This window comes from Mesorhizobium sp. M1273 (assembly GCF_040318195.1).
Classification (GTDB): Bacteria; Pseudomonadota; Alphaproteobacteria; order Rhizobiales; family Rhizobiaceae; genus Mesorhizobium.
Genome location: NZ_JAMYLV010000015.1, coordinates 73,959 through 97,816, shown reverse-complemented (window position 1 = coordinate 97,816; position 23,858 = coordinate 73,959). Strand labels below are relative to the sequence as shown.

The following is a 23,858-nucleotide window of genomic DNA, read 5'->3' as shown; positions in this document are numbered from 1 at the left end:
GGGCGGCTGTCAGAAGCTCTTGCCGGATGCAAGCTGTCTCGACGGCACGGCCGAAGTCATCCACCAGCGGATTGACGCCGGACTGGGCCGCCGTCACTGCCCGCAAAGCAGCAATCCTGCGTCTGGGCGATCTCGCGTTCGAAATCGTCGGGGCCTTTCACCTTAGTGCCGCCGCCGTTGCCCTTGCCACCACCGGTCACCGGATTACTCGGCAATGCTGATCGGCTCGACCTTCGGGGTCGTCGGCATCGCGAGCGCACAGCGTTCAAATCCTCGAAGGTGTCCGTCGACATTCGACAAGAGAAACATGGCGCGGCGCGAGCGCTGGCGCTGTACAACCTACGAAGCGGCTCTCAATCCGAGGCGATGCCGTCCTTGATCCGTGTGAGGCGGCTTTCGCCTTCCTCCGGGCCGAAGCAGCTTTCGAAATCATTGCATTCCAGGCAACTGGGCGCGCTGCAGAGCGAAAAACCTTCGGCCTCGCAGAGCTTGCGGTAAAAGTATTTCTTCCATTTCATATTTTGGGTGTTGCCGGCCGCCAGCGTCGGAAAATGCGAGGCGAGCAGGCGGCCGAGGTCGGTTCGATTAAAAAGGCCAAGGTCCTGCCAGAGATGGTCATTGCGCATGGCACGCCGGGCGATGATCTTGGCGAAGCGGGCGCTCGCCGGGTCGCCCGGCCGGGCATGCGCCAGCAGCAGTCCGCGCAGAAGTTCTTCCTCCAGATCCGGCTCGGGCTCGCTCACCTCTTCCAAGGCAAACGCGTTGATAGGAATAGCAGGGAAACAGCGGGCCAGGACATCGCGCAGCTCGGCGCGCGAAAGGCCGGTTGCCTGCGTCGCCGTCGCCTCGCCGGCCTCGATCTCCTCGAGCGCACGTGAAAGCACACAGGCAAGCACATGCTGGTCGAACCTCCTCTCCAGCTCGATCTGCGGCCATCGGCCGGTGCTGAGCCGGGCATAGTGTTGGGCAAATATGGTGCCGTTCTCCTGGTTTGTCCTATCAAGTCATGCAGCGACCCGGCCGGCCGCAACATGGGTCGGGCAGTTCTTCGGGTAGAGGCAGTCGCGGATCGTCTCGCGGTCGAGTAGTTCGGTAATTTTCGTCTGGTCCATCGGCTCTGTCGCAAATTCTGTGATTGGAAGAGGTGTTTCGCGAACCCCCGCCGTGCCGTTTGCGCCTCATGGGGAACACCTCGGCGCCGGAAGTGCCCCCGCGGAGTTGGACGTGGACCGTGCTGGGACAGAGGTCGTGCCGTCCTTTCCAGTGCGGCCACATGGTCGACCCCATTCAAGCCCGCCAGACTCTCGGTTGAATGACGTCTGATTTAAAGCGTCAGGGGGTGAGTTCCAGCGCACGTTCAGGACAGCATCGCGCGCCTCGCGATGCAGGCAGCTCCTCCCCTTCCGCAACTTCAATGTCACCAGGCAGGACATAACCCTCGTCATCAAGCTTGAAGATGTCCGGCGCTTGCGCCGCGCATCGCGCGTGACCTTGGCATTTGGCATTTTGGACGATAATGCGCATGGCGCTGCCTCCATTGTCTGTATCCCGGCTCGGGGCGGGCCTAGGACCAGTCCAGGATCAACTTTTCGATCCCGAACACATGGCCACCAGAGGTGATGGGTGCCGTACCCTCCTTGATCCGGAAGGCCGGGATGCGCGCCAGCCACTCCTCCAGCCCAATGACAATCTCCCGCCGGGCAAGGTGTGAGCCAAGGCAACGGTGGGGACCATAGCCAAAGGCGGCGTGGCGGTTGTCCTCGCGCTCCAAATCGATCCTGTTAGGGCATTCGAATTCCGCCGGGTCACGATTGGCAATCATCGTGGCGCAGGAAACATAGTCCCCCTTCCGGATCGGCGCGCCTTCGAAGTCGATATCTTTCGTTGCCACACGGATCAACTGAACGGTCGGATAGACGCGAAGCAATTCTTCGGCCGCGAGCACGATCCGGTCCGGTTCGCTCCGCAGCAATTGCTGATCTTTGAGGTTGCGCGCGAGGTAGGCCAAGTCAAAGCCTATAGCTGCTGCGACCGTGTCGAGCCCAGCGACGAAGACAAGCACGCCGATGCCGCGGACTTGGGTGTCCGTCAGCCGGCGGCCCTCGACCTGTGCCTGCACGATAAAGGTCATGAAATCATCAACCGCCTCCTCGCGGCGCGTGGCTGCAAGTTCGTCGATGAATGCCACGATCGTCCGGGCCGCCGCCGGGCGTTTCACATCGTCACCGTGAAGCAGATCTTTCCCCCAGCCGACAAATGTGTCGAGTCGGTCATCCGGCAGCCCCAGAAAGCGAAGGAAGATGCTCACCGCGAAAGGAAATGCAAAATCCTTCATGACGTCGCAGCTTGTGCCCGACGCGGCGATCCTTTCGATCAGCTCGACCGCCCGTTCGCGGACAGCCGGTTCCAAAGCCATCACCCGCTTTGGCGAAAGCAGCGGATTGAGTAGTGAGCGAAAAACGCCATGGGCAGGCGGATCCAGTTCAAGCGGGATCATCGGCCAGTTTTCGCCAAGCGCGGACGCGAAGATGCTGCGATGGCTCGAAAACGTTTCGGCGTCCTGCAGCACCCGGCGCTGGTCACTGGCGCGAGTGATGACCCAGGTACCCCGCCCATCGCGCGTGTTGCAGGGCGAATAGAAGATCGGCGGCCCGGCATGTACGCAAGCGGCGGCTGCTTGCGGATCCCCGTTGGGCGTCGGTGACATCCCTGGTGACGTAAACAGGCTGAAGTCTCTCACCATTTCGGGCGGGACATGATCTGGAACGGGCTTGGTCGCCATTTTGCTTTCTCTACATTGACGTTCATGGCTCGATTGAGATTGCACCTCTGTTCATAAAGTCGATTTGCAGCATGGGTACGTCTCGGGTCGGGCGCCTTCTAGATTCTGTCGCCCGATACAGCCCACCTGCACCAGCGCGGATGAGATCGGTTGCGAATTCAATCAGAAGGGGCATCTCCGCCGCGCTGCGGTCATGAAGCAAAGCCGCCGCTTATCCCCGTTAGGGTTGAGAGGCTGGTCAATCGCTGAGCTCCGTGACGCACTGCTGATGCCCTGCTGATGCCCTGCTGATCAAATTGTCAAAGCAAGTCGCGTGCCGGATAGGCGTACCGATGGCGCTGCACCAAGCGATGCCAGCCTGCACTGGGCCCACCGCCGCTAGGTTGATGCTCACCTGTCCATCATTCTTAGGACAACGTCCGACAACCGACATCCACGTTGGTTTTGTCGAGTCCGCGACATCGGGCTGTTCGGCCTGGCTGCTTGCTGCCTTCCGGTCGACGAGCGAGGAGATCGCTCGCACGGCCCGGATTGAGCAACGACGCGATCCAGCACAAGGATCGGGTGCGGTCCGACAAGACCCGGCGGCGCTTGCGCGATGATCGAAATTATCAACAAGGTCGAGCCGCGCTTCGGTTCGGCGCTGATGGAGCTCGGAGCCGCTGCAAGGATTTCCGGTTAGACGGCGATGCACTCGTGTGCAGCGGTCCGGCCGACGACGAGCTTGACTGTATCGATGCGGTCAATTCCGGCGTGCACACCTGACCGTCCGTATGCGCTACGACGGCAAGCTCTATCGCACATGGACCTATTTCCTCGCGAGCCGCTGTCGGAACGTGGAGCCGAGTCCTATGGCGGCCGGTTCAATCCGAGGGCCTGTCGGCTCTACACATCCCTGTCGGTCGGACCGGGAACGCGTGGCAGACTCTCGGCCAGAAACCGCCAGTCGCTGCGCTCGCGTTCGCCTTCCTTGCGCGTGCCGAAGAACTGGATGATCATCTTGCCGTCGGCGCCATAGGCTTCAATGGACGTGACGTGACCGTCCCTCGTCGGCTTGCGCACGGCCCAGACCTCGCGGATGTGATGGGTCCTAAGATGCAGATGGAAGGTCTCGTCGAGCACATTGATCCGCGGCCCGATCTGCTTGACCGACTTGATCGGGCCGGAATGGATCTGGATGCAACCATGATTGCCGACAAAGCACATGATCGGCATCTCGTCTTCGGCCGCCTGTTGGAACAGGGCGCCAACGGCATCATTGTCGAGCAGCCAGGCGTAATCCTCGTCGGCCATACGCATCGCCTGGCAGCGGCTGAGCTTCAGTGCCTTCAACATATGGTAGAACTGATGCACGTCGCTCAGCCGGCTCCAGTGCTCGCGTAGGTCGTCGACCGTGGCGGCTTGGTCTGGACTCACTGCGTTATCGCGCGCCCCGCTCGCCTCGACCGATATGATCGGCTCCTGGTCGGAGGATGCGAGCTCTGCCGCCAGATTCTGATAGGCCTGCAGGTTCGAGGCGGGCCTGAGATGTACTTTGTGCATCGCCTCGCCGGTGGCATCAAAGAATTGCAGGCTGCGGCGGATCTCGGCTCCCTCGCGCTTCTCGACGGCGAAGCCATACGCCCACGCTTTCGGGAAGATGCGCAGGTCGATCTCGTCGCCGAGCACCATGGCATGCGGGTTGCCGGTGACCACTTTGTCGTAGACGCCGATCTTTTGGTGCACGGCACTTTGGTTGCGGGTGACCGCCATCACCTCGCCGACCGCTTCGAGGCCGGTCAGCAGATCATCGACGCGCGGCTCGATGCGCACCGCGCCGTGACCACAATGCGCCGCGACCAATTCGGCTTCCGAAATGCCCAATCGAGCGGCGAGATCATGCTCCCGGATTTTCGGATTGTCTTCGCACGCCCCCCGGATTTCGTCCGGCGACGGTTTCTCGCGCTGGTCCATGTCTTACCCCTGCTTCCACCTACGTGTAAGGATCAGCTGCCCTGCCGGGGAATCTCCAGCCGATAGGGCGTGCCGTAATGCTCGACCCTGATCTGCTGCTGCCCCGTGAACAAAGTGTCGCTGGACAGCGTGCGCACGTCGTCGCACCCGCGCGAAAACCGGGGGTGCTGTCGGAGCGGCGAGACCCGAATGACACGAGCAGGCACATGCCGATGGAATCCCATCGAGCCGGTCGGCGGCCACTGGGCGGTGGTGAGCGATTGTGGGTGTTGTCGCAATCGGCCAATCGGTCATTTGGATGCCACGGGCGGCGCTGCTTTGGCAAACAAAGCGTATCTGACCCAGTCCTGACATGTTGCTCCCTTGCTTCGCCCCATCGATCGCGAGGGCACCCACGACATGATTGTGGATCGGCAGTCTCTTGCCGCCTCGCCAAATGGAGCTTCAAAAACCGTGCCAATTGCGCCGGAGCAAGCTCAGAGAGAAGTCTTCTGTATGGTCATTGGTTTAATGTGAGTTCAGCCAAGAACTCAGGCCCAACATCCCCCGTGGCGGACCCGACAAACCCGACAGTACGTGTCGGTTGGCCGACACCTTCGCAGCAATGGACTCACAAGAACCACCGCAGTGTCAGAGATGCCGCGCTGTGTTGAAACATTTTTTCGCTTTGGCACGGTGCATGCAACGTGATGCGCAAGCAGGTCCCGGACTGAGGAGAATGGAGCCATGATTACGCTCACCGACAACGCTGTTGCCGCCATCAAGACTGCTCTTTCCCGCGCCAGCGAGCCGGCGGAAGGCTTTCGCATCATGGTCCAGGCCGGCGGCTGCGCCGGCTTCAAATATTTGATGGGCCTGGAGAGCGTGTCGCGCGAGGGCGACGCGATCACCGAGACAGATGGGATCAAGCTGTTCGTGGACGCGGGCTCCCAACCCCATGTCGCCGGCATAACCGTCGACTTCCTCACCGGGCTCGAATCTTCCGGCTTTGTCTTCGATAACCCCAACGCGCGCGAGAAGTGCGGCTGCGGCAAGTCCTTCAGTTGATCGCCCGAAGCGCCTGTGCGGGTCCATGAAGCGATTGCCGCCGACGGACTCATTTGCGGCAGAGGAGGCTTATATGGCCGGCACAACAGATGTCCCTGTCCTCAAGAACAAGGCAAGGTCGAAGCCGATCTTGGGACCGGCAATCGCTTCAGGTAGGATGCAAAGAACGTCGCCTCCCGAAACAGTTCGGTTCCTGGTGGCACCCAAGCTGCTGGCGGCCAAATCGCGCCGCTGCGCCAAATTCGGCTTATCGATAACGTTGTCGTGTTCGGGTGTCCTTACCTGCGGGCTGACGGCGGCGACTGCGGACTTGTCCATGTCGACGCCGATCCGATCTACGTCAAACTCTCGGGCGTCTGCGCCGGCTGCCAGTTCGGGCCCATCATCATCAACGGCATACGCCAGAGGCTCAATGAGGCGGTCGCGCGCTCGCGTCATTCCGGTCAACTGAGGATCGCACATGAAACCTGTCTACCTCGACAACAACGCAACCACACGGGTCGATCCTGAGGTCGTGCAAGCGATGTTGCCGTTCTTTAGGGATCAATTCGGCAACCCTTCGTCGGCGCACGCTCTTGGCGCCTCAGTCAGTGCGGCGGTGAGAAAGGCGCGGAGGCAGTTGCAAGCTCTGATCGGCGCGGAGTTCGACGATGAGATCACCTTCACCTCGGGTGGGACAGAAAGCGACAATGCAGCGCTTCTTTCGGCGCTCGAGGCGGCGCCCAACCGAACCGAGATCGTTACGTCCGCGGTCGAGCATCCCGCCGTGCTGACGCTCTGCGCGCATCTTGAGAAGACCCGCCGCGTTAAGGTGCACAGGATCCCGGTGGATTGCCGTGGCCGGCTCGACCTCGACGCCTATATGGCCGCCCTCACCCCACAGGTGGCAATCGTCTCGATAATGTGGGCGAACAATGAGACTGGTGTGATCTTTCCCGTCGCCAGGCTTGCCGAGTTGGCCAAGGAAGTGGGCGCCCTTTTCCATACCGATGCTGTGCAGGCGGTCGGCAAGCTTCCGATGGACCTGAAGTCGACCGCAATCGACATGCTGTCGCTCTCCGGCCACAAGCTGCACGGGCCGAAAGGGATCGGCGCGCTTTTCGTAAAACGTGGCGTCAATTTCCACTCGCTGATCAAGGGGGGCCACCAAGAACACAACCGGCGTGCTGGCACCGAGAATACGCCCGGCATAGTCGGGCTCGGCATGGCGGCCGACCTCGCCTTGAAATTCATGGACGACGAGACCACACGGGTAAAGTCGCTCCGCGACCGTTTAGAGGACGGGATTCTCCAGCGCATCCCAAGCACCTGTGTCACTGGAGATCCCCTGGAACGGTTGCCCAACACCGCAAACATCTCCTTCGAACATGTCGAAAGTGATGGAATTCCACTCCTCCTCAGCCGCGTGGGCATCGCGTGTTCCTCCGGCTCTGCCTGCACCTCCGGCTCTCTGGAACCGAGCCATGTCCTGAGCGCGATGAAAACGCCACACGCGGCAGTCCGCTTCTCCTTGGCGCGGGACAACGGCGAAGCGGACGTCGACCGGGTGCTCGAGGTCATGCCGGCAATCGTGGAGAAGCTGCGTGGCTTTCCCAGTTCTGGGCCGGGTAAGCGAAGCTCCGAAGACGTTCAATCCGGTCTATGCCTGAGCGGCAGCAGAACCGGCTACCGTTCATGACCCGTCATGTCTTTCTCAACGATACGACCTTGCGCGATGGCGAGCAGGCGCCCGGCGTCGCCTTTACCACGACGGAAAAGCTGGAGATCGCCGAGTCTCTTGCGGCGGCCGGCGTCACAGAGATCGAGATCGGCACGCCGGTCATGGGCGCCGACGAGATCGAAACAATTCGCGCCGTGGTCGCGCGGCGTCTCCCGGTTCGGCTCATGGCCTGGTGCCGGATGACGTCGCTGGATCTCGATGCAGCGATCGAGAGCGGCGTCCACGCCGTCAATCTATCGCTGCCTGCGTCGGACATCCAACTTGCCGCCAAGCTCGGCCTCGATAAGGCGGGAGCGCTCCAGGTCATCGAGCATATGGTCAGGCGCGCAGCCGCCGCCGGCTTCTTTGTCGCGGTGGGCTGCGAGGATGCCTCGCGGGCCAATCGGGATCATCTCGCCCGCGTCATCGAGACGGCTGCACGCGCCGGCGCAAGCCGCGTCAGGCTAGCCGACACAGTCGGCGTTCTCGACCCGTTTTTGACCTTCGAACTTGTCGCCCAGCTCGTGGCGCAGTCTCCAATGGATCTTGAATTTCATGCGCACAACGATCTCGGACTTGCTGCCGCCAACACGCTGGCCGCGATCCGCGCAGGCGCGCGCCATGCGTCCGTCACCGTCCTGGGGCTCGGCGAGCGTGCGGGCAATGCCGCGCTGGAAGAGGTGGCCGCCGCGATGGCGGTCCTCGACGGCGCGGATACCGGCATCGAGCTGACCGCATTGCCCGACCTCGCCGCCCAGGTGGCTTGGGCCGCCCGCCGGCAGACCGCGGCCATTAAGCCGGTCGTCGGCGCCGATGTTTTCACCCACGAATCCGGCATTCACGTCGCAGGGCTGCTGAAGGACTCGCGTACTTATCAAGGGCTCGATCCGGCTCTCGTGGGCCGCTGCCGGCGTATCGTCATCGGCAAGCATTCCGGCGCCACTGCGATTGCCCATGTGCTGAGCGAAAGCGGTCGCGATCTCGACCCGGATCTGGCAGCCGCGATGGTGGCCCGCGTCCGGCGCGAGGCGGCCGAGACCAAATCGACCGTCACTGCAACTCAACTGGTCGAGCTCTACGATGGAATGTGCAGCGAGGCATCCCTCGCGGAGCTGTGCGGGTCCAGGTCAGCCGTGCGCGAGCGCACCGACACCACAGTTTTCCGACCAGGGAGAATGCAATGAATTGTTCCGCTAACAGCCGCCCCATCGATGTCACCGACATCCTCGCACGACTGAAGCGCCTGTCGGCTGCGGAGGAGTTCTTCGCAGTCCTTGGCGTCTCCTATGATCCGAAGGTGCTGAATGTCTCGCGGCTCCATATCATGAAGCGCGTGGGCCAATACCTTGCCGAAGAAGATTTCTCCGGTCTGCCCGACCAGGTGATTGCCGCGCGGGTGCGCGCGACGCTCGAACGCGCTTACGAGGACTTCGCGGTTTCCTCGCCGCTCACCCATCGGGTCTTCAAGGTGCTCAAAGACCACGATCCGAACAAACCTGCCACGCCGGGCCGCACCTTTGTCCCGTTCGACTCCGTACTGAAGCGGTTCGGACAGGAATGACCGCGACACGGGTTGCGACGCGACAATGTCGAGAAGCCGACAAATCCGGTCATCACCACGGCGGCCTCAGAAGCAACCAAGCGAAGTTCTAGGAATAGGGGGCAGCGCAAAACAGTTGGCACGAATGATGCAAACCAAGGAGATGAACCGCCAAGCCCGCATCCGGACAGGAGCCTGGAGAAACCGCCAATGCACATCGTAATCTGCATCAAGCAGGTGCCGGACTCGGCACAGATACGGGTCCATCCGGTGACGAACACGATCATGCGTCAGGGTGTTCCGACCATCATCAACCCTTACGACCTGTTCGCCCTCGAAGAAGCCCTCAGACTGCGCGACGCCCATGGTGGCGAAGTTACCGTGCTCACTATGGGTCCGCCCATGGCAGAGGACGCGCTGCGCAAGGCGCTCGGTTACGGCGCCGACCGAGCGGTGCTCTTGACCGACCGCTATTTTGCCGGCTCCGACACGCTGGCGACCTCGTTCGCCCTTTCCCAGGCAATCGCGAAGGTTGGCGAGACGTTCGGCACGCCAGACCTCGTCTTCACCGGCAAGCAGACGATCGATGGCGACACCGCCCAGGTCGGGCCCGGCATCGCCAAGCGCCTCGGACTCCTGCAGCTGACCTATGTCGCGAAGATCGCCTCTATTGACCTTGCTGCGCGCGAGATCAAGGTTGAGCGCCGCTCGGAAGGCGGCACACAGATGCTGAAGAGCAGGCTCCCTTGCCTGATCACCATGCTGGAAGGCACAAACGAGATCCGCCGGGGCTCGATCCAGGACGCCCTGTGCGCCGCGCGCAGCCAGGTCTTGAAATGGAGTGCGGCCGACGCCGGCATTGAGGATCTCACCAAATGCGGCCTGCGCGGTTCACCGACGGTCGTCAAGCGCGTTTTCGCGCCTCCTGCGCGGGCGGAAAAGGCGGCACAAATCGACACCGCGGAGATGGCCTTGCGCGATGTCGCTGACGAACTCATCACCGCAATCTTCACCCGCCAGCCGGCGCTGGAACATGAGCTCGCCTTCAACGGCGGCGCGTGACGACAAGGAGCAGACGATGTCGACCGCGAACCGAGAAACCCCTCGCCCTGCTGCCGGCCGTGCCGGCATAAAGAAGGAGCTGCCCGCGCACTTCAAGGACTACCGCCACGTCTGGGTCTTCATCGAGCTCGAACGCGGCCAGGTTCATCCCGTATCATTCGAACTGCTCGGCGAAGGTCGCAAGTTAGCCGACAAGCTTCAGGTCCAGCTTGCGGGCGTCGTGCTCGGACCGCCGGGAGAGGCCATCGGGAACGCCGTTGCCGAAGCCTTCGCTTATGGTGCCGACCTTGTCTACATCGTCGAGGAGCCGCTGCTCGCCGACTATCGGAACGAGCCTTTCACCAAGGCGATGACGGATCTGGTCGGCACCCACAAACCCGAGATCCTTCTTCTCGGTGCCACCACACTTGGCAGGGATCTTGCCGGTTCCGTGGCGACGACCTTGCAGACAGGGCTCACGGCCGACTGCACCGAACTCGATGTGGATGCCGACGGTTCGCTGGCGGCGACCCGTCCGACTTTCGGCGGTTCCTTGTTGTGCACGATCTATACGCTCAATTTCCGGCCGCAGATGGCGACAGTGCGACCGAGGGTCATGCCCATGCCGCAGCGGGCGGATAACCCGGTCGGGCGTGTCATCCGGCACAAGCTGTCGGTAGCCGAGGACGAGATCGTTACCAAAGTCCTCGGCTTCCTGCCGGATAGTCAGTCGGCAAAGGCAAATCTTGCCTATGCCGACGTCGTGGTTGCGGGAGGCCTCGGTCTAGGCGCGGCGGAGAACCTGCAGCTGGTGAAGAATCTCGCGCGAGCAATTGGCGCCGAGCACGGCTGTTCGCGCCCGTTGGTCCAGAAGAGCTGGATGCCGGCTGATCGGCAGATCGGCCAAACTGGCAAGACCATCCGGCCGAAGCTTTACATAGCGGCCGGGATTTCCGGCGCCGTCCAGCATCGGGTTGGCGTGGAGGGGGCGGATCTCATCGTGGCCATCAACACCGACCCGAACGCGCCGATTTTCGATTTCGCTCACCTCGGGATCGTCACCGACGCGATCCGCTTCCTGCCCGCACTGACGGAAGCCTTCACCCGGCGGCTGTCGCCCCACAGTCGCGATAAGCTTGCGAGCTAAGGGATGGACATGATTGAGGAACAATTCGACGCCATTGTTATTGGGGCCGGCATGTCCGGAAACGCAGCTGCTTACACCATGGCCAGCCACGGCCTGAAGGTGCTGCAGTTGGAGCGAGGTGAATATCCGGGCTCCAAGAATGTCCAGGGTGCCATCATGTACGCGAACATGCTGGAGAAGATCATCCCGGATTTCCGGGACGATGCGCCTCTCGAGCGGCATTTGGTTGAACAGCGGCTTTGGGTGATGGACGACACATCCCATACCGGGATTCACTATCGGTCGGACGACTTCAATGAGGCGAAGCCCAACCGCTACACGATCATTCGTGCCCAGTTCGATAAATGGTTTTCGCGTAAGGTGCGCGAGGCCGGCGCGACGGTTCTGTGCGAGACGACCGTGACGGAACTCATCCGTGACGCCAAGGACAGGGTGATCGGCGTCCGCACAGACCGGGCCGGCGGAGCCATCTACGCGGACGTGGTCGTCCTCGCAGAAGGTGTTTCCGGGCTGCTGGGCACGCGGGCCAGCCTGCGCGAGATGCCGAAGCCGCAAACCGTGGCGCTCGCCGTCAAGGAAATGCATTTCCTGCCCGAAGAGGTCATTGAGGAGCGGTTCGGCCTCAAGGGCGATGAAGGCTGCGTGATCGAGGCGGTGGGCACGACCTCCCGCAGCATGGCCGGGCTCGGCTTCCTCTACACCAACAAGGAGTCGATCTCACTGGGCATTGGCTGCCTCGTCTCCGATTTCGCCGCGATGGTCGAGAGCCCTTACGTCCTCCTCGACGCCTTAAAAAGCCATCCTTCGATCCGGCCGCTGATCGCCGGCTCGGAAGTGAAAGAATATTCCGCGCATCTCATTCCCGAAGGCGGCTACAAGGCTATTCCGCAGCTCTTTGGCGACGGTTGGGTCGTGGTCGGTGATGCCGCGCAACTGAACAACGCCATTCACCGCGAGGGTTCGAACCTCGCCATGACCTCCGGCCGCATCGCGGCTGAGGCAATCATCGAGGTCAAGAGCCGCAACGGTCCTATGAACAAACGGAATCTCGCCCTTTACAAAGCCATGCTGGACAAGTCCTTCGTGGTCAAGGACCTGAGGAAATACAAAGACATGCCGGCCTTGCTCCACACCAATTCCTGCAATTACTTCACGACTTATCCGCGGTTGATGTCGCAAGCCGCGCAGAATTTCATGCGTGTGGACGGCACGCCGAAGATCGAGAAGGAAAAGGCGACCACGGCGGCCTTCATCAAGGCGCGCTCGCGCTGGGGGCTGGTCAGCGACGCGGTCCGCCTTGCATTGGCGTGGCGCTGAGGGGAGACGAAATGACGATCGCAGTGACGAAGTCACGTGTCGAGGACAAGCTTTACCAGAACCGCTACTTGGTGGATTCCGGCCGTCCGCATATCAAAGTGCTACCGCACGAGAGGCCAAGCGCGAACTTGCTCGCGCTGACCCACGTCTGCCCGGCGAAATGTTATGAGTTGAACGACAAAGGTCAAGTGGAGATCACCGCCGACGGCTGCATGGAGTGCGGCACCTGCCGGATTTTGTGCGAGACCAGTGGCGAGATCGAGTGGAACTATCCACGCGGCGGCTTCGGAGTCCTCTTCAAATTCGGATGACCGACGCACGCACGTATCAAGAGGGTTAGTCTTGGTACACCTGAGGTCGCGACCAACGCCAAGTCTCATCTTTGCTTGAATCGCCTCGCAACGAAGAGAAGCTCGTGAATACTGTGCTTCACAATTCAGACTCAGATACAAAAGGAGGAGCACTCTGGACGACAACCGCTGAGGTGTTTCCATGGCTGACGTACCGCAAGATCGGGTCGACGAGGTAGCACCTCGGGATACCCGCCCTGAACCGCCCATCAAAAGCATGCCCCAAGCAGATATCGCGCTCAGGGGACTCTACGAGATATCGAAGGTGCTGACCTCCCCCAGCGAGCTGGAGATTACGCTCGCCAATGTCGTGAACATCCTGCCTTCGTTTCTGCAGATGCGTCACGGAGCAATCGTCGTCCTGGACGCTGAAGGAGAGCCGGAGATTGCCGCGACTGCCGGCAATACCCACGCACCTCAGTCAGGCACTCGCCGCGTCATACCAGAGGCCGTAACACATCAAATCGTCGCTACGGGGACGCCGCTCTTCATACCGGACGTCCGCAAGTCCCAACTATTTCAGGCTGACCTTCAAACGTTTTCGAGCAGCGGCACCATCCCAATTGCCTTTATCGGTATCCCGCTAGAGGCTGATCATAAGATCCTTGGGACATTGTCGATCGACCGCGCCGGAGACGGCGCCACCGACTTTCGCGACGACGAGGACACATACTTCCTGACGATGGTCGCCAACCTTGTCGGCCGGACCATCCGTCTCCATCGCATCCTGAGTACAGATCGTCAGCGGTCTGTCCATGAGCAATGGAGATCGGAGAAATCGCCCAACGAGGGGAGGACCTACGACCCTGCCCGGCATGCGGATGCCAAAATCGACGGGATCATCGGGGAAAGCCCCGCACTCAAGCAGGTGCTCGAAACCGTCTCGGTCGTAGCAGGGACCAATTCCACCGTGCTACTGCGGGGTGAAAGCGGCACCGGCAAGGAATTCTTTGCGCAAGCCATCCATAAGCTCTCACGTCGGAGGAAGAACTCTTTCGTCAAATTGAACTGCGCCGCACTGTCTGAAAGCGTTCTGGAGTCAGAACTGTTTGGGCATGAAAAGGGCGCTTTCACGGGTGCTATCTCCCAGCGCGCCGGTCGTTTTGAATTGGCAAATGAGGGAACGCTGCTACTTGATGAAATCGGCGAGATTTCGCCGGCCTTTCAAGCCAAGCTGTTGCGTGTCTTGCAGGAAGGCGAGTTGGAGCGAGTCGGCGGCACCAAAACGCTACAGGTCGACGTGCGCCTCATATGCGCCACCAACAAGGACCTCGAGACGGCCGTCATAAAAGGGGAGTTCAGGGCCGACCTTTATTACCGCATCAATGTGGTGCCAATTATCCTGCCTCCGCTCAGAGAGCGACCCGGCGATATTCCACGCCTTGCGAACGCCTTCCTCAATCGATTCAACAAGGAGAACGATCGCGCACTCGCCTTCGCGCCGTCGGCGCTTGACCTGATCTCGCAATGCTACTTCCCTGGTAACGTCCGCGAGCTGGAGAACTGCGTCCAAAGGACGGCCACACTTGCGCGTTCAAGGACGATCACGCCATCCGATTTCGCCTGCAAGAAGAGCCAGTGCCTTTCCTGGCTCCTCTGGAAGCGAGCCGACCGCTCGAATGGCGGCAATACCATCGACGATCTCGCACGGGTCAACGCAGTGCCGGTCGGATTGCGGCTGCCGGCCAGTCGCATCGGTGCCTCCGCAGGCAACGCATCTCCCCTTGCGGCCGGCGATCCGAACGATCCCGCTTGTCCCCCGCGTCTGACGGAACGCGACCGGCTGATCGACGCGATGGACAAAGCCGGTTGGGTTCAGGCCAGGGCGGCTCGTATCCTCGGCCTCACGCCGCGGCAAATCGGCTACGCCCTGCGCCGGCATGGTATCGAGGTGAAGAAATTCTAGACGTTGTGATGACGTCAAACGTAAGCCCGGAGTAGTCTCCCTCACACTCTGCGCGCCCAAGGCTGGTAGCCTTCGCGACCCGATTTGCTTGTCCACTGTCGGAAGCCCGACAAAGGTGTGTCGGAGCAATCCGACGGAATCCGACACGAAAGCCAATTCGTGAACCAAAACCGCTCTTTGAGCTGGCATAGCTCTTGCGGTTTGAACTGCGACATTCACCCAGCAACGGAGCCGTTCGATGTCCGCACCGGCAATTTCGCTTGAGAGCCTCAGCACGACATTCGATGACCAGTTGCTTGCCACCGTGAAAGCCGGTGGCTGCGCGTCTTCGTCCTGCGGCTCGTCGATAAAGCCGGACGACACGGATCCGGCTGTCTGGGACAAGATCAAGGATCACCCCTGCTTTTCAGAAGAGGCGCATCACTATTTCGCGCGCATGCACGTCGCGGTCGCGCCCGGCTGCAATATCCAGTGCAACTACTGCAATCGCAAATATAACTGCGCCAACGAAAGCCGGCCTGGGGTGGTCTCCGAAAAGCTGACGCCCGACCAAGCGCTACGCAAGGTGGTCGCGGTCGCCAACGAGGTGCCGCAGCTCTCCGTGCTCGGCATCGCCGGACCGGGCGATGCCTGTTACGACTGGAAGAAGACGAAGGCAACGTTCGAACGAGTTGCCAGGGAAATCCCAGACATCAAGTTTTGCATCTCCACGAATGGGCTCGCGCTGCCGGACCATGTCGATGAGCTTGCCGACATGAATGTCGATCACGTGACGATCACCATCAACATGGTCGACCCTGAGGTCGGTGCAAAGATCTATTCTTGGATCTTTTACGACCATCGCCGCTACTTCGGCATCGAAGCCGCCCGGATCCTGCACGAGCGGCAGATGTTGGGTCTGGAGATGCTGACCGCGCGCGGCATCCTCACCAAAATCAATTCGGTGATGATCCCCGGCGTGAACGATGAGCATCTGATCGAGGTGAATAGATGGGTCAAGGAGCGAGGCGCGTTCCTGCACAACCTCATGCCGCTGATTTCGGACCCGGCGCACGGCACGCACTACGGACTGAGCGGGCAACGCGGCCCAAACGCAATGGAGATGAAGGCTCTTCAGGATCGTGTCGAAGGCGGCGCCCAGTTGATGCGCCACTGCCGGCAGTGCCGGGCAGATGCCGTCGGCCTGCTCGGTGAGGACCGTGGCCAGGAATTCACACTCGACCGGATTCCCGGCGAGGTCACCTACGATGCCAGCAATCGCAAGGCCTATCGGGAGCTGGTCGCGGAGGAGCGCCGTGATCACGTGGCGGCTAGGAGAGAAGCGATCGGATTGGTCAAGGCAGCGAGCCCCGGCAAGTCCCTTCTCTTCGCGGTGGCGACCAAGGGCGGCGGCCGCGTCAATGAACATTTCGGCCATGCGAAGGAATTCCAGGTTTATCAAGCCTCGCCGAGAGGGATCAGCTTTGTCGGGCATCGCAAGGTGGAGCAGTATTGCCTCGGCGGCTGGGGCGGAGAAGCCGCCCTCGATGGCGTCATCGCAGCGCTTGAAGGCATAGATATCGTGCTGTGCGCCAAGATCGGAAATTGCCCGCAGGATCAGCTCGCGGACGCTGGAATCCGAGCCACCGACGCTTATGCCCATGACTATATCGAGACCGCAATCAGCGCGATTTACGCCGCCGCGTGTGGGACCCCCGCACTCGCGGCGACGGCCTGAGCGCGTCTCATTCATTCGGACCAGGAGTTAAAATGGCTTTCAAGATCATCGCATCCCAATGCACCCAATGCGGCGCCTGCGAATTCGAATGTCCCTCCGGCGCGATCAAGTTCAAAGGCGAGAGCTACGTGATCGAGCCGCACAAGTGCACCGAGTGCGAGGGAGTATTCGATGCGCAGCAATGTGCCTCGGTATGCCCGGTGCCGAAGACCTGCGTTCCTGCGTGACGGACATTGGGCTGCCGACATGGTCGGGGCTGCCTCCGCAGGACGCCTGGAACGCCTTTGTTCACAATCTGCAGCCTCACGAGAAATCAGGGAACGGACATGTCGCTCGGACGCGAAGAGGAGGTCGAAATCCGCAGGCCTCCACGATTCATGCCGGGAGAGCGGGTACGTGCCACTCGCCACATAAAAAATGACGGCACCTATCCTGGCAGGGAGATCGGCGAAAATCTCGTGCGGAAGGGCGACGAGGGATATGTGCGCGACATTGGCACCTTTCTCCAGCAGTTCTTCATCTATGCGGTCGAATGGGTCGACCGTGGCACCGTCGTCGGCATGCGAGCGCGTGAACTGATGAGCCTCGACAAGGCCGAGGCGCCCTGCAGTGCTGAAAGCAATACCAATGAAGGGACGGCCAGATGAAAGTCATGATCCGCAGGACCGAGGCTGGCTTGTCGGCGTATGTCCCGAAGAAGGACCTCGAAGAGCCGATCATCAAGCTCGAGAAGGAAGAGTTGTGGGGCGGAACTGTGACGCTCAGGAACGGGTGGCGGCTCCTCCTACCCGATCTTCCACGGGATACGCGTCTGCCGATCACCGTCGAGGCAAGGAAGGTTTCCGAACAGGACTGATGCTGCCCCTTGATAGGTGCGTCGCGAGGAAACGAGCATGAACACGATCCTGACATCGGGCCACCTCGTCATCGTGCGGGACAGTTTTGCCGAAAAGCTGCTTGACCTGGCGAAGGAAGCGCTCGCCGCCGATGAGGTGATCCCCTATCTCGGTCCGGGTCTTCTTGGGTTCAACTGTGCGGAACCGCCTGTGCCGCATACGCCGGAGGTCGTTGCCGCGGCACTCAATGCGCGGGCGCCAGCCCCTTCCAGGATCCGCACCAATATGTGGTCGGTTGCGCAGTTCATCGAACAGCGCCGGCATCGCCGGACGCTGCAAGCTTGGATGACCGACATATTCGCAGCGCCGGTGGCGCCGACCCTCCTCCACGCCTGGCTCGCAAGGCTGCCGCTCTCCCTCATCGTCGACAGCTGGTACGACGGCGCGATGCGCACGGCTCTCGTAGAGACCGGCCGAACGGACGTCGTTGAGATACAGGGCGTCACGCGGGCGAACGAAATCGGTAACATTTGGACGAAAACCTACGATTTGTCCGGGAGGGAACTCGACCCCCGATCGGGGGCCAAGACGGTTCTCTATACGCCTCACGGGAGTATTAGGCCGGCGCAAAACTTTCTCGTCGCAGATTCCGACTATGTCGAAGTTCTGACCGAAATCGATATCCAGACACCGATCCCAGACGTGGTGAAGGAACGGCGCATCACCCGTGGATTTTTCTTCGTTGGCTGCCGCTTCAACGATCAGATGCTGCGCACCTACGCCAGGCAGATCATGAAGCGCTCCCGAGGTCCATATTGCGCGGTAATGGACGCGGAAACGCTGACCAGAAACGAAGCGCGTTTCCTTGCGGCAAGCGGAATCACGGTGATCGACATGCCAGTAAGTGAAGCCGCGGCTCGGCTTACAGGAACGCGCCCTGCTGCAGGTGGTGGACAGGATTAACAATGGCGGGCCCCTTTGATGATTGGTCCTTCGGCTTGCCTCGAAGGCGCAAAATGCAGTCGGGAATACACCCGTGAGCAGTGATGCTATCGGCAGCGCAACGAACGCTCTGAATTCGTTGACCCATGTGGAAGCGGCGCGCTGGGGCCGGGATTTGAGTACGCTGTTGCGCATCACGCGTATGAATTTGCGGCATCCCTGGCAGGTCGCCTTCGCTATGGGCTCGACGGTCCTGGCGGCAATCCTCCAGTTGCTTATTCCCCAGCTTCTCGGCCGGGCCGTCGACCTGACCCAGACAGCCATCGGGGGCGGTGTCGCGGGGACCGCGGCAGGACAAGCGCTCTGGATCCCGGCTCTCCTGCTGCTCGCCGTCAGCGCGCTACGCGGCCTTTTCACGATGGCGCAGAACTATTTTGCCGAAGCCGTCGGGCATCATGTCGCGTACGAACTGCGGCTCGCCTACTACGACAAGATCCAGCGTCTCAGCTTTTCCTTTCACGACCGGGTCCATTCAGGCGATCTGATCACCATCGGAATGCTCGATCTCCAAGGCGTGCGGATGTATTTTTCCACCGCGCTCGTTCGCGTGCTCCTGCTTACCATGCTGATCGGGATCGGCGCCTACATGATGATCTCGACCGATCCCATGCTCGGCCTGGTCGCGCTGAGCTTCGTGCCTTTTGTCGCCTGGCGCTCATCGGCCACACAGCTTAGGCTGCGCGCCACCTGGCTCGACCTGCATGAGCGGCTTTCAGTACTAAGCCGCGTGATGGAGGAAAATCTCGCAGGCATCCGCGTGGTCCGCGCTTTTGCGGCTCAAGCCTATGACATGCTGAAGTTCGACGGCGCTTCCAAGAACGCGCTCGACCTCGCCCACGACCGAGTTGACATCTACGTGCCCAGCACGTCGGCGATGACCTTGTCCTTCTTTTTCGCAATGGGATTGGTGCTCTGGATCGGTGGCAGCAAGCTCGTCGCTGGCGAGATAAGCGTCGGAACGGTGGCGACCTTCCTGACCTTCATGACAATCCTGCAAATGCCAGTCCGCCAGATCGGCCTCATGGTCAATGCCTTTGCCCGCGCTTCTAGCTGCGGTTCGCGGCTTTTCGGTCTCCTCGACCAGGAGATCACAATCAGGGATGCTCTCGAGGCCAGACCGCTCGAGATAAGCGACGGCACTCTGCGCTTCCACAATGTCTCGTTTGCGTACCCCAGCGCCGAAAACCGCGCCATTCTGAAGAACCTCAGCTTTGAGGCCCGTAGAGGCGAGACGATCGCGATCGTCGGTCCGCCGGGTTCGGGCAAATCGACGATAGCTCATCTGGTCCCCCGCTTTTATGACGTGACCGGTGGCGCCATCACGCTGGACGGCCAGGACATACGCAATGTCACCCTCGCGACGCTTCGCAAGGCGGTCGCCGTCGTACAGCAGGATGCATTCCTATTCACCACTACGATCGAGAACAACATCGCTTATGGCGATCCCTGGGCGAAGAGACAGCGAATCGAACGCGCTGGCGAATTCGCCCAGCTCCACAACTACATCCTCGGGCTCCCAGCGGGCTACGAGACGGTCGTGGGCGAACGCGGCGTCTCTCTCTCTGGCGGCCAGCGCCAGCGTCTCACGATTGCTCGCACCATGATGCTGCGCCCCTCCGTCGTCGTTTTCGACGACTCAACGGCCGCGATCGATGCCGGCACCGAGCAGCGCATCCGCGCGGCGATGCGGCGCTTCGCCAAGGATCGGGTGACGATCATCATCGCGCACCGGCTGAGTGCGCTTGTGCATGCCGATCAGATCCTTTTTGTCGATAACGGCGAAATCGTAGAACGCGGCACGCATCAAGAGCTTTTGGCGAAGCGGGGACGCTACAGGGCCCTTTACGATCTCCAGACGCGCCCGGGTGATGACAATATGACCCAGTATGGGGGCGCCCGCTGATGGCGCAGGGCCGCGCCGGCGAAGTCGAAGCCGAACGTGACGACGGCAGACGCCCTCCGCGCGCGGCTGTCGGCTCGCACCGCATCGAGGAGGAGATGTTCGGCCGGGCTTTCGACAAGAGCATCCTCCGGCGCATCTGGGCTTTCGTCCGTCCCTATCGGGCCAGGGTAGTCATCACGATTGCAGCAATGCTGATCTTCACCGGGACGCAGCTTCTCATCCCGTTGATCATCCGCTACGCGCTCGACCAGGGCATGAACCCGGCAAGGACCGATCGCTCAGCCCAGCTCGCGGCCGTCGGCGCGTTCGTTTTGGCGATTTTGGTCAATTTCGCTGCCGGCTACATGCAGGAAACCGTGGTTGGGAAAGTGGCCGAAACTGTCCTGTTCGACATCCGCCGCGCCATGTTTGGCCATCTGCAGAAGGTTTCGCTCTCCTTCATGGACAAGACCGAGGTCGGACGCCTCATGTCGCGCCTGCAAGGCGACGTCAACTCCATACAGGAATTCCTCGAAACCTCGGTATATTCCGTAGGCGATGTTGCGCTTCTCTTCGGCATCGTTTTCGTAATGCTGTGGCTCGACTTCCGCCTCGGCCTCCTGACGCTCTCGGTTCTGCCGGTCCTGGTGATCGTCCGCATTGTCTGGCTGCCGCGTGCCCGCGACGCCTTCATGGCCGCACACGAGACTAATTCCGTCGTCAACGGCGCGCTGGCCGAAGCCATTCACGGCGTGCGCACCGTCCAGTCAATGGACCGCCAGCAGGTGAATTTCATCCTTTTTGACGACAAGGCCCATGCCAACCTCAGGACCCACCTGATCGCTGCCAAATATGCACTGGTCATGGTGCCTATCGTCGATGGCCTCACCGGCCTCGCCATGGCCGCCGTTATTGTGGTCGGCGGCTCGATGGTCATGAATGGCCGCATAGATGTGGGCGTATTGGTTGCCTACCTATTTTACATCCAGCGCTTCTTTGACCCGATCCGCTCACTCACCCTGCAATATTCGGTCATGCAGCGCGCCATGGCCTCAGGCAAGCGCCTGACCGATGTGCTCGACGTCAAGATCGATGTTCAGGACAAACCCAATGCCGAGGTGCTTTCGCCCGAAATGGACGGCTCGGTCGAGTTCAGGGACGTCACCTTCGGCTACAATCCGGACCGTTCGGTGCTGAAAAATGTCTCCTTCCGGGTCAATCCCGGCGAGACGGTCGCACTGGTCGGGCCGAGCGGTTCTGGCAAATCGAGCGCGATGGCCCTGGTCCACCGCTTCTATGATGTTCAGCAGGGTCAAGTGCTGGTCGGCGGACATGATGTGCGCGATCTCACCCAGGAATCGCTCGGCCGCCAGGTCGCCATGGTGCTGCAGGAGCCGTTCCTGTTCACCGGGACGGTCTTCGAGAACATTCGATACCACAAGACGGAAGCCACGCGCGACAAGGTGATCGAGGCCGCCAAGGCGGTCGGCGCCCACGACTTCATAATGAGCCTCGCCGACGGGTATGAGACCCAACTTGGCGAACGCGGCGACAACTTATCTCTCGGCCAGCGCCAGCTTATCAGTTTCGCCCGCGCCCTCGTCGCCGACGCCAAGATCCTCGTGCTCGACGAAGCTACCGCCAACATCGACAGCTACACGGAAATGCAGATTCAGAAGGCTCTGATAAAGCTGCTTGAAGGGCGCACTGGCCTCGTCATCGCCCACCGTCTTGCCACGATCCGGGGTGCCGACCGCATCATCGTGCTTCAGAATGGCCAAGTTATTGCGACTGGCAACCACGATCAGCTAATAGCCATGGGGGGCCTGTATTCCAAACTCTACAATCTCAACTACGCCTCCTTTGACGATATTCCAGAACACGATACGACCGTACAAGCCGGCTCCCAGACCTGACGTCTTGGCGGCCTTGTGGTACTGAAACATTGACTTCGGGCGTGCCGGCGGACACTCAGGCCGCCGCAGACGAGGAAGCAGGCAGCATTCATGCAAAGCACTCGCGCGGATCGTGAAGACCGGCTGCGAACGATTTCCTCCAGCGTCGTTATCCGACCGCGGTGCACGCCGCGACATCGGGCGAACTCGCTCCAGGTGGTGTCGCTCGGCGTAGCAAAGCCGCTCGCGAGCGCGCCCTCAACAGCGCCGTAGCGAGTGACGGCTTTGCTACCGCCGAGCCGCTGATGAAGCTGGATGCGGGAGCCGCCACCGGCGCCGCCCCGGTCGAGAAGAACCTCTTGCGGCGGGCTATGGGCAACGACTAGCGCGAGCGCGACGAGCAGATGCGTGCCGGCATCGTGACGCGCTCGGCCATCATCTCCTTAGGATCGTGCAGTCTCACACCGTGCCCAGATGCCGGCCAACGCACAAACCTGGTAATCTGTGCCGCCGGCTCGTCGTCAGTTTGGCCTCCCTCACGATTTCCCAATCCCCACCACGTGCACGCTCGAGCAATGTGAGGGAGCGCAGTTACAACGATTTACCTTCGGATCAGACCGCGAATTTCATGGTCAGCCAAGTCGAGCCATGATTTCGGATTGAATGGTCGTCGCGGTGTATAGGGAAGCATCTAGCGGCAGATTCCCAAATGCCAGTTGACAAAGAAGGTAGTTAGCACCTGCCTCTTCCAACTGACTGAGCAGAGCTTCTCGCACAGACGCTGCTGATCCTACCACGCACAATTCACTCTCGACTGCCGCATCGAAGGTCAGCGGCAGGTTGGGTGGAGTGGGGATAGCGTTAAGCTCGTAAAGGAATTGGAAGCTCTTGAGCCATCTTTCGTAAGCAGGTGCCGCGAGCGAATAGGCATGTGTGTCACAACGCCCAACCACGACCATGCGGAGCAATCCAATAAATGGCGCTCGATCGCCCGCGCCAGTGTTGTCCTCTTGATAGGCGCGGAACGCATCAGTAGTTTTGCGAACAGAAGAGGAAGGTCCTACACACGCGATATTTGCTCCATTCGCAGCGGCCCAGGCTGCGGACTCGGGTCGATTGGCGGCGACCCATGTCGGCGGATGTGGACGCTGATGAGGTCTTAGCGTCAAAGGAACGTCATTGAGCTCAAAATGGCGGCCTTGATAGCACAGCGTGCCAACCTTCATGGCATTAACAAGTATTTCAACAAGAATTTCGCTGGCTTCCGCATAGCGGCCCGGCACCGCGTCCGCACCAATCCCGAAGTAACCCAATTCGATCGGGAGAGCACCGCGCCCTATGCCCAGTTCGAGCCTGCCACCGCTCAACTGGTCCAGCATACAGATCTCTTCGAACGCACGCAGCGGATGATAAAGCGCAAGCAGCATCACCAAGGGTCCGAGACGCAGGCGCCGGGTGCGCTGGGCGACGCTCGATAAGAACAGATTCGGCGATGGACCTCTCCCATGGGGGGTACAGTGGTGCTCTGCGAGATGATAGGCATAGAACCCTAGCTGATCGCACGCCTCTGCTAATATCAGGCGATCTTCGTACTGCCGGGCGATATCGAGGCCGTCCTCGTCCAGATGATCGAAGATGCCGAAGGCTAGGTTTGAAGGAAAGACGTTTGTCACTCGATATTGTCCCCGATTTTAAAGAAAAATGTTGTCGTGCTTGGGTGACCAAGCAAGTCTAAAGATAGCAA

Annotated in this window: 25 protein-coding genes; 19 read left to right on the top strand and 6 right to left on the bottom strand. The window is 60.8% G+C overall.

Annotated features, from left to right (window positions below; translation table 11 throughout):
- Positions 1-353 precede the first annotated feature (353 nt).
- From NKH30_RS17895 to NKH30_RS17885, 3 genes are all read right to left on the bottom strand, one after another.
- Positions 354-974 carry a nitrogen fixation protein NifQ gene (locus NKH30_RS17895; protein WP_352996454.1) on the bottom strand — a complete coding sequence of 207 codons (621 nt, stop codon included), beginning with the start codon at positions 972-974 and terminating at the stop codon, positions 354-356.
- A 358-nt stretch (positions 975-1,332) separates the two neighbouring features.
- Positions 1,333-1,524 (bottom strand): ferredoxin, encoded by a 192-nt coding sequence (locus NKH30_RS17890; RefSeq protein WP_352996377.1) that lies wholly within the window; start codon positions 1,522-1,524, stop codon positions 1,333-1,335.
- 40 nt (positions 1,525-1,564) lie between these two features.
- The gene (locus tag NKH30_RS17885; protein WP_352996375.1) at positions 1,565-2,782 is read right to left on the bottom strand and encodes a cytochrome P450; all 1,218 of its coding nucleotides are present in this window, start codon (positions 2,780-2,782) and stop codon (positions 1,565-1,567) included.
- A 531-nt stretch (positions 2,783-3,313) separates the two neighbouring features.
- Between NKH30_RS17885 and NKH30_RS17880 the strand changes: the two genes are divergently transcribed.
- Positions 3,314-3,547: a hypothetical protein gene (locus tag NKH30_RS17880; protein WP_502911482.1), complete on the top strand. Its 234-nt coding sequence runs from the start codon at positions 3,314-3,316 to the stop codon at positions 3,545-3,547.
- Positions 3,548-3,667: 120 nt separating this feature from the next.
- Here NKH30_RS17880 and NKH30_RS17875 read toward each other — a convergent pair whose 3' ends face one another.
- On the bottom strand, positions 3,668-4,735 hold the full coding sequence (locus tag NKH30_RS17875) for a hemin-degrading factor (RefSeq protein WP_352996373.1): 1,068 nt from the start codon (positions 4,733-4,735) through the stop codon (positions 3,668-3,670).
- Between the two features lie 32 nt (positions 4,736-4,767).
- On the bottom strand, positions 4,768-5,013 hold the full coding sequence (gene hemP, locus NKH30_RS17870) for a hemin uptake protein HemP (RefSeq protein WP_352996371.1): 246 nt from the start codon (positions 5,011-5,013) through the stop codon (positions 4,768-4,770).
- Positions 5,014-5,461: 448 nt separating this feature from the next.
- Here hemP and NKH30_RS17865 point away from each other — a divergent pair, with 448 nt between their 5' ends.
- From NKH30_RS17865 to NKH30_RS17780, 18 genes are all read left to right on the top strand, one after another.
- The gene (locus NKH30_RS17865) at positions 5,462-5,782 is read left to right on the top strand and encodes a HesB/IscA family protein (RefSeq protein ID WP_352996369.1); all 321 of its coding nucleotides are present in this window, start codon (positions 5,462-5,464) and stop codon (positions 5,780-5,782) included.
- Positions 5,783-6,046: 264 nt separating this feature from the next.
- The gene (locus NKH30_RS17860; RefSeq protein ID WP_352996367.1) at positions 6,047-6,292 is read left to right on the top strand and encodes a NifU family protein; all 246 of its coding nucleotides are present in this window, start codon (positions 6,047-6,049) and stop codon (positions 6,290-6,292) included.
- Positions 6,243-7,460 carry a cysteine desulfurase NifS gene (gene nifS / locus NKH30_RS17855; RefSeq protein ID WP_352996365.1) on the top strand — a complete coding sequence of 406 codons (1,218 nt, stop codon included), beginning with the start codon at positions 6,243-6,245 and terminating at the stop codon, positions 7,458-7,460. Before NKH30_RS17860 ends, nifS begins: the two co-directional genes overlap by 50 nt.
- Positions 7,457-8,665, top strand: a complete 1,209-nt coding sequence (nifV, locus tag NKH30_RS17850) for a homocitrate synthase (RefSeq protein WP_352996363.1) — start codon at positions 7,457-7,459, stop codon at positions 8,663-8,665. The genes nifS and nifV overlap by 4 nt, the downstream gene beginning before the upstream one ends.
- Entirely contained in the window at positions 8,662-9,042 is a 381-nt protein-coding gene (gene nifW, locus NKH30_RS17845; RefSeq protein ID WP_352996361.1) for a nitrogenase stabilizing/protective protein NifW, read from the top strand. Before nifV ends, nifW begins: the two co-directional genes overlap by 4 nt.
- A 189-nt stretch (positions 9,043-9,231) precedes the next feature.
- Positions 9,232-10,083, top strand: coding sequence for an electron transfer flavoprotein subunit beta/FixA family protein (locus NKH30_RS17840; RefSeq protein ID WP_352996359.1), 852 nt, complete (start codon positions 9,232-9,234; stop codon positions 10,081-10,083).
- Between the two features lie 16 nt (positions 10,084-10,099).
- Positions 10,100-11,209, top strand: coding sequence for an electron transfer flavoprotein subunit alpha/FixB family protein (locus NKH30_RS17835; RefSeq protein ID WP_352996452.1), 1,110 nt, complete (start codon positions 10,100-10,102; stop codon positions 11,207-11,209).
- 9 nt (positions 11,210-11,218) lie between these two features.
- Positions 11,219-12,526: an FAD-binding protein gene (locus NKH30_RS17830; RefSeq protein WP_352996450.1), complete on the top strand. Its 1,308-nt coding sequence runs from the start codon at positions 11,219-11,221 to the stop codon at positions 12,524-12,526.
- 11 nt (positions 12,527-12,537) lie between these two features.
- Entirely contained in the window at positions 12,538-12,837 is a 300-nt protein-coding gene (locus tag NKH30_RS17825) for a ferredoxin family protein (protein WP_352480510.1), read from the top strand.
- A gap of 256 nt (positions 12,838-13,093) precedes the next feature.
- Positions 13,094-14,782 (top strand): nif-specific transcriptional activator NifA, encoded by a 1,689-nt coding sequence (gene nifA, locus NKH30_RS17820; protein ID WP_502911486.1) that lies wholly within the window; start codon positions 13,094-13,096, stop codon positions 14,780-14,782.
- A gap of 238 nt (positions 14,783-15,020) precedes the next feature.
- Positions 15,021-16,499, top strand: a complete 1,479-nt coding sequence (gene nifB / locus NKH30_RS17815) for a nitrogenase cofactor biosynthesis protein NifB (RefSeq protein WP_352996355.1) — start codon at positions 15,021-15,023, stop codon at positions 16,497-16,499.
- Between the two features lie 32 nt (positions 16,500-16,531).
- Entirely contained in the window at positions 16,532-16,726 is a 195-nt protein-coding gene (locus tag NKH30_RS17810; RefSeq protein ID WP_352457023.1) for a 4Fe-4S dicluster domain-containing protein, read from the top strand.
- A gap of 99 nt (positions 16,727-16,825) precedes the next feature.
- Entirely contained in the window at positions 16,826-17,146 is a 321-nt protein-coding gene (locus tag NKH30_RS17805) for a nitrogen fixation protein NifZ (protein ID WP_352542072.1), read from the top strand.
- The gene (gene nifT / locus NKH30_RS17800; RefSeq protein WP_352542071.1) at positions 17,143-17,355 is read left to right on the top strand and encodes a putative nitrogen fixation protein NifT; all 213 of its coding nucleotides are present in this window, start codon (positions 17,143-17,145) and stop codon (positions 17,353-17,355) included. The genes NKH30_RS17805 and nifT overlap by 4 nt, the downstream gene beginning before the upstream one ends.
- A 37-nt stretch (positions 17,356-17,392) precedes the next feature.
- The gene (locus tag NKH30_RS17795; RefSeq protein WP_352996353.1) at positions 17,393-18,298 is read left to right on the top strand and encodes an SIR2 family NAD-dependent protein deacylase; all 906 of its coding nucleotides are present in this window, start codon (positions 17,393-17,395) and stop codon (positions 18,296-18,298) included.
- A 73-nt stretch (positions 18,299-18,371) separates the two neighbouring features.
- Positions 18,372-20,240 carry an ABC transporter ATP-binding protein gene (locus NKH30_RS17790; RefSeq protein WP_352996351.1) on the top strand — a complete coding sequence of 623 codons (1,869 nt, stop codon included), beginning with the start codon at positions 18,372-18,374 and terminating at the stop codon, positions 20,238-20,240.
- Positions 20,240-22,135, top strand: a complete 1,896-nt coding sequence (locus NKH30_RS17785; RefSeq protein WP_352996349.1) for an ABC transporter ATP-binding protein — start codon at positions 20,240-20,242, stop codon at positions 22,133-22,135. The genes NKH30_RS17790 and NKH30_RS17785 overlap by 1 nt, the downstream gene beginning before the upstream one ends.
- Before the next feature lie 161 nt (positions 22,136-22,296).
- Positions 22,297-22,500 (top strand): hypothetical protein, encoded by a 204-nt coding sequence (locus NKH30_RS17780; RefSeq protein ID WP_352457028.1) that lies wholly within the window; start codon positions 22,297-22,299, stop codon positions 22,498-22,500.
- Positions 22,501-22,746: 246 nt separating this feature from the next.
- On the opposite strand, the gene NKH30_RS17775 is transcribed toward NKH30_RS17780, so the two are convergent.
- On the bottom strand, positions 22,747-23,787 hold the full coding sequence (locus NKH30_RS17775) for an LLM class flavin-dependent oxidoreductase (protein WP_023678254.1): 1,041 nt from the start codon (positions 23,785-23,787) through the stop codon (positions 22,747-22,749).
- Positions 23,788-23,858: the final 71 nt, after the last annotated feature.

Coding starts and splice junctions, on each gene's coding strand:
- NKH30_RS17890 (WP_352996377.1), bottom strand. CDS start 1,524: ATGCGCATTATCGTCCAAAATGCCAAATGCCAAGGTCACGCGCGATGC.
- NKH30_RS17885 (WP_352996375.1), bottom strand. CDS start 2,782: ATGGCGACCAAGCCCGTTCCAGATCATGTCCCGCCCGAAATGGTGAGA.
- NKH30_RS17875 (WP_352996373.1), bottom strand. CDS start 4,735: ATGGACCAGCGCGAGAAACCGTCGCCGGACGAAATCCGGGGGGCGTGC.
- NKH30_RS17865 (WP_352996369.1), top strand. CDS start 5,462: ATGATTACGCTCACCGACAACGCTGTTGCCGCCATCAAGACTGCTCTT.
- nifS (WP_352996365.1), top strand. CDS start 6,243: ATGAAACCTGTCTACCTCGACAACAACGCAACCACACGGGTCGATCCT.
- nifV (WP_352996363.1), top strand. CDS start 7,457: ATGACCCGTCATGTCTTTCTCAACGATACGACCTTGCGCGATGGCGAG.
- nifW (WP_352996361.1), top strand. CDS start 8,662: ATGAATTGTTCCGCTAACAGCCGCCCCATCGATGTCACCGACATCCTC.
- NKH30_RS17840 (WP_352996359.1), top strand. CDS start 9,232: ATGCACATCGTAATCTGCATCAAGCAGGTGCCGGACTCGGCACAGATA.
- NKH30_RS17835 (WP_352996452.1), top strand. CDS start 10,100: ATGTCGACCGCGAACCGAGAAACCCCTCGCCCTGCTGCCGGCCGTGCC.
- NKH30_RS17830 (WP_352996450.1), top strand. CDS start 11,219: ATGATTGAGGAACAATTCGACGCCATTGTTATTGGGGCCGGCATGTCC.
- NKH30_RS17825 (WP_352480510.1), top strand. CDS start 12,538: ATGACGATCGCAGTGACGAAGTCACGTGTCGAGGACAAGCTTTACCAG.
- nifA (WP_502911486.1), top strand. CDS start 13,094: ATGCCCCAAGCAGATATCGCGCTCAGGGGACTCTACGAGATATCGAAG.
- nifB (WP_352996355.1), top strand. CDS start 15,021: ATGTCCGCACCGGCAATTTCGCTTGAGAGCCTCAGCACGACATTCGAT.
- NKH30_RS17810 (WP_352457023.1), top strand. CDS start 16,532: ATGGCTTTCAAGATCATCGCATCCCAATGCACCCAATGCGGCGCCTGC.
- NKH30_RS17805 (WP_352542072.1), top strand. CDS start 16,826: ATGTCGCTCGGACGCGAAGAGGAGGTCGAAATCCGCAGGCCTCCACGA.
- nifT (WP_352542071.1), top strand. CDS start 17,143: ATGAAAGTCATGATCCGCAGGACCGAGGCTGGCTTGTCGGCGTATGTC.
- NKH30_RS17795 (WP_352996353.1), top strand. CDS start 17,393: ATGAACACGATCCTGACATCGGGCCACCTCGTCATCGTGCGGGACAGT.
- NKH30_RS17785 (WP_352996349.1), top strand. CDS start 20,240: ATGGCGCAGGGCCGCGCCGGCGAAGTCGAAGCCGAACGTGACGACGGC.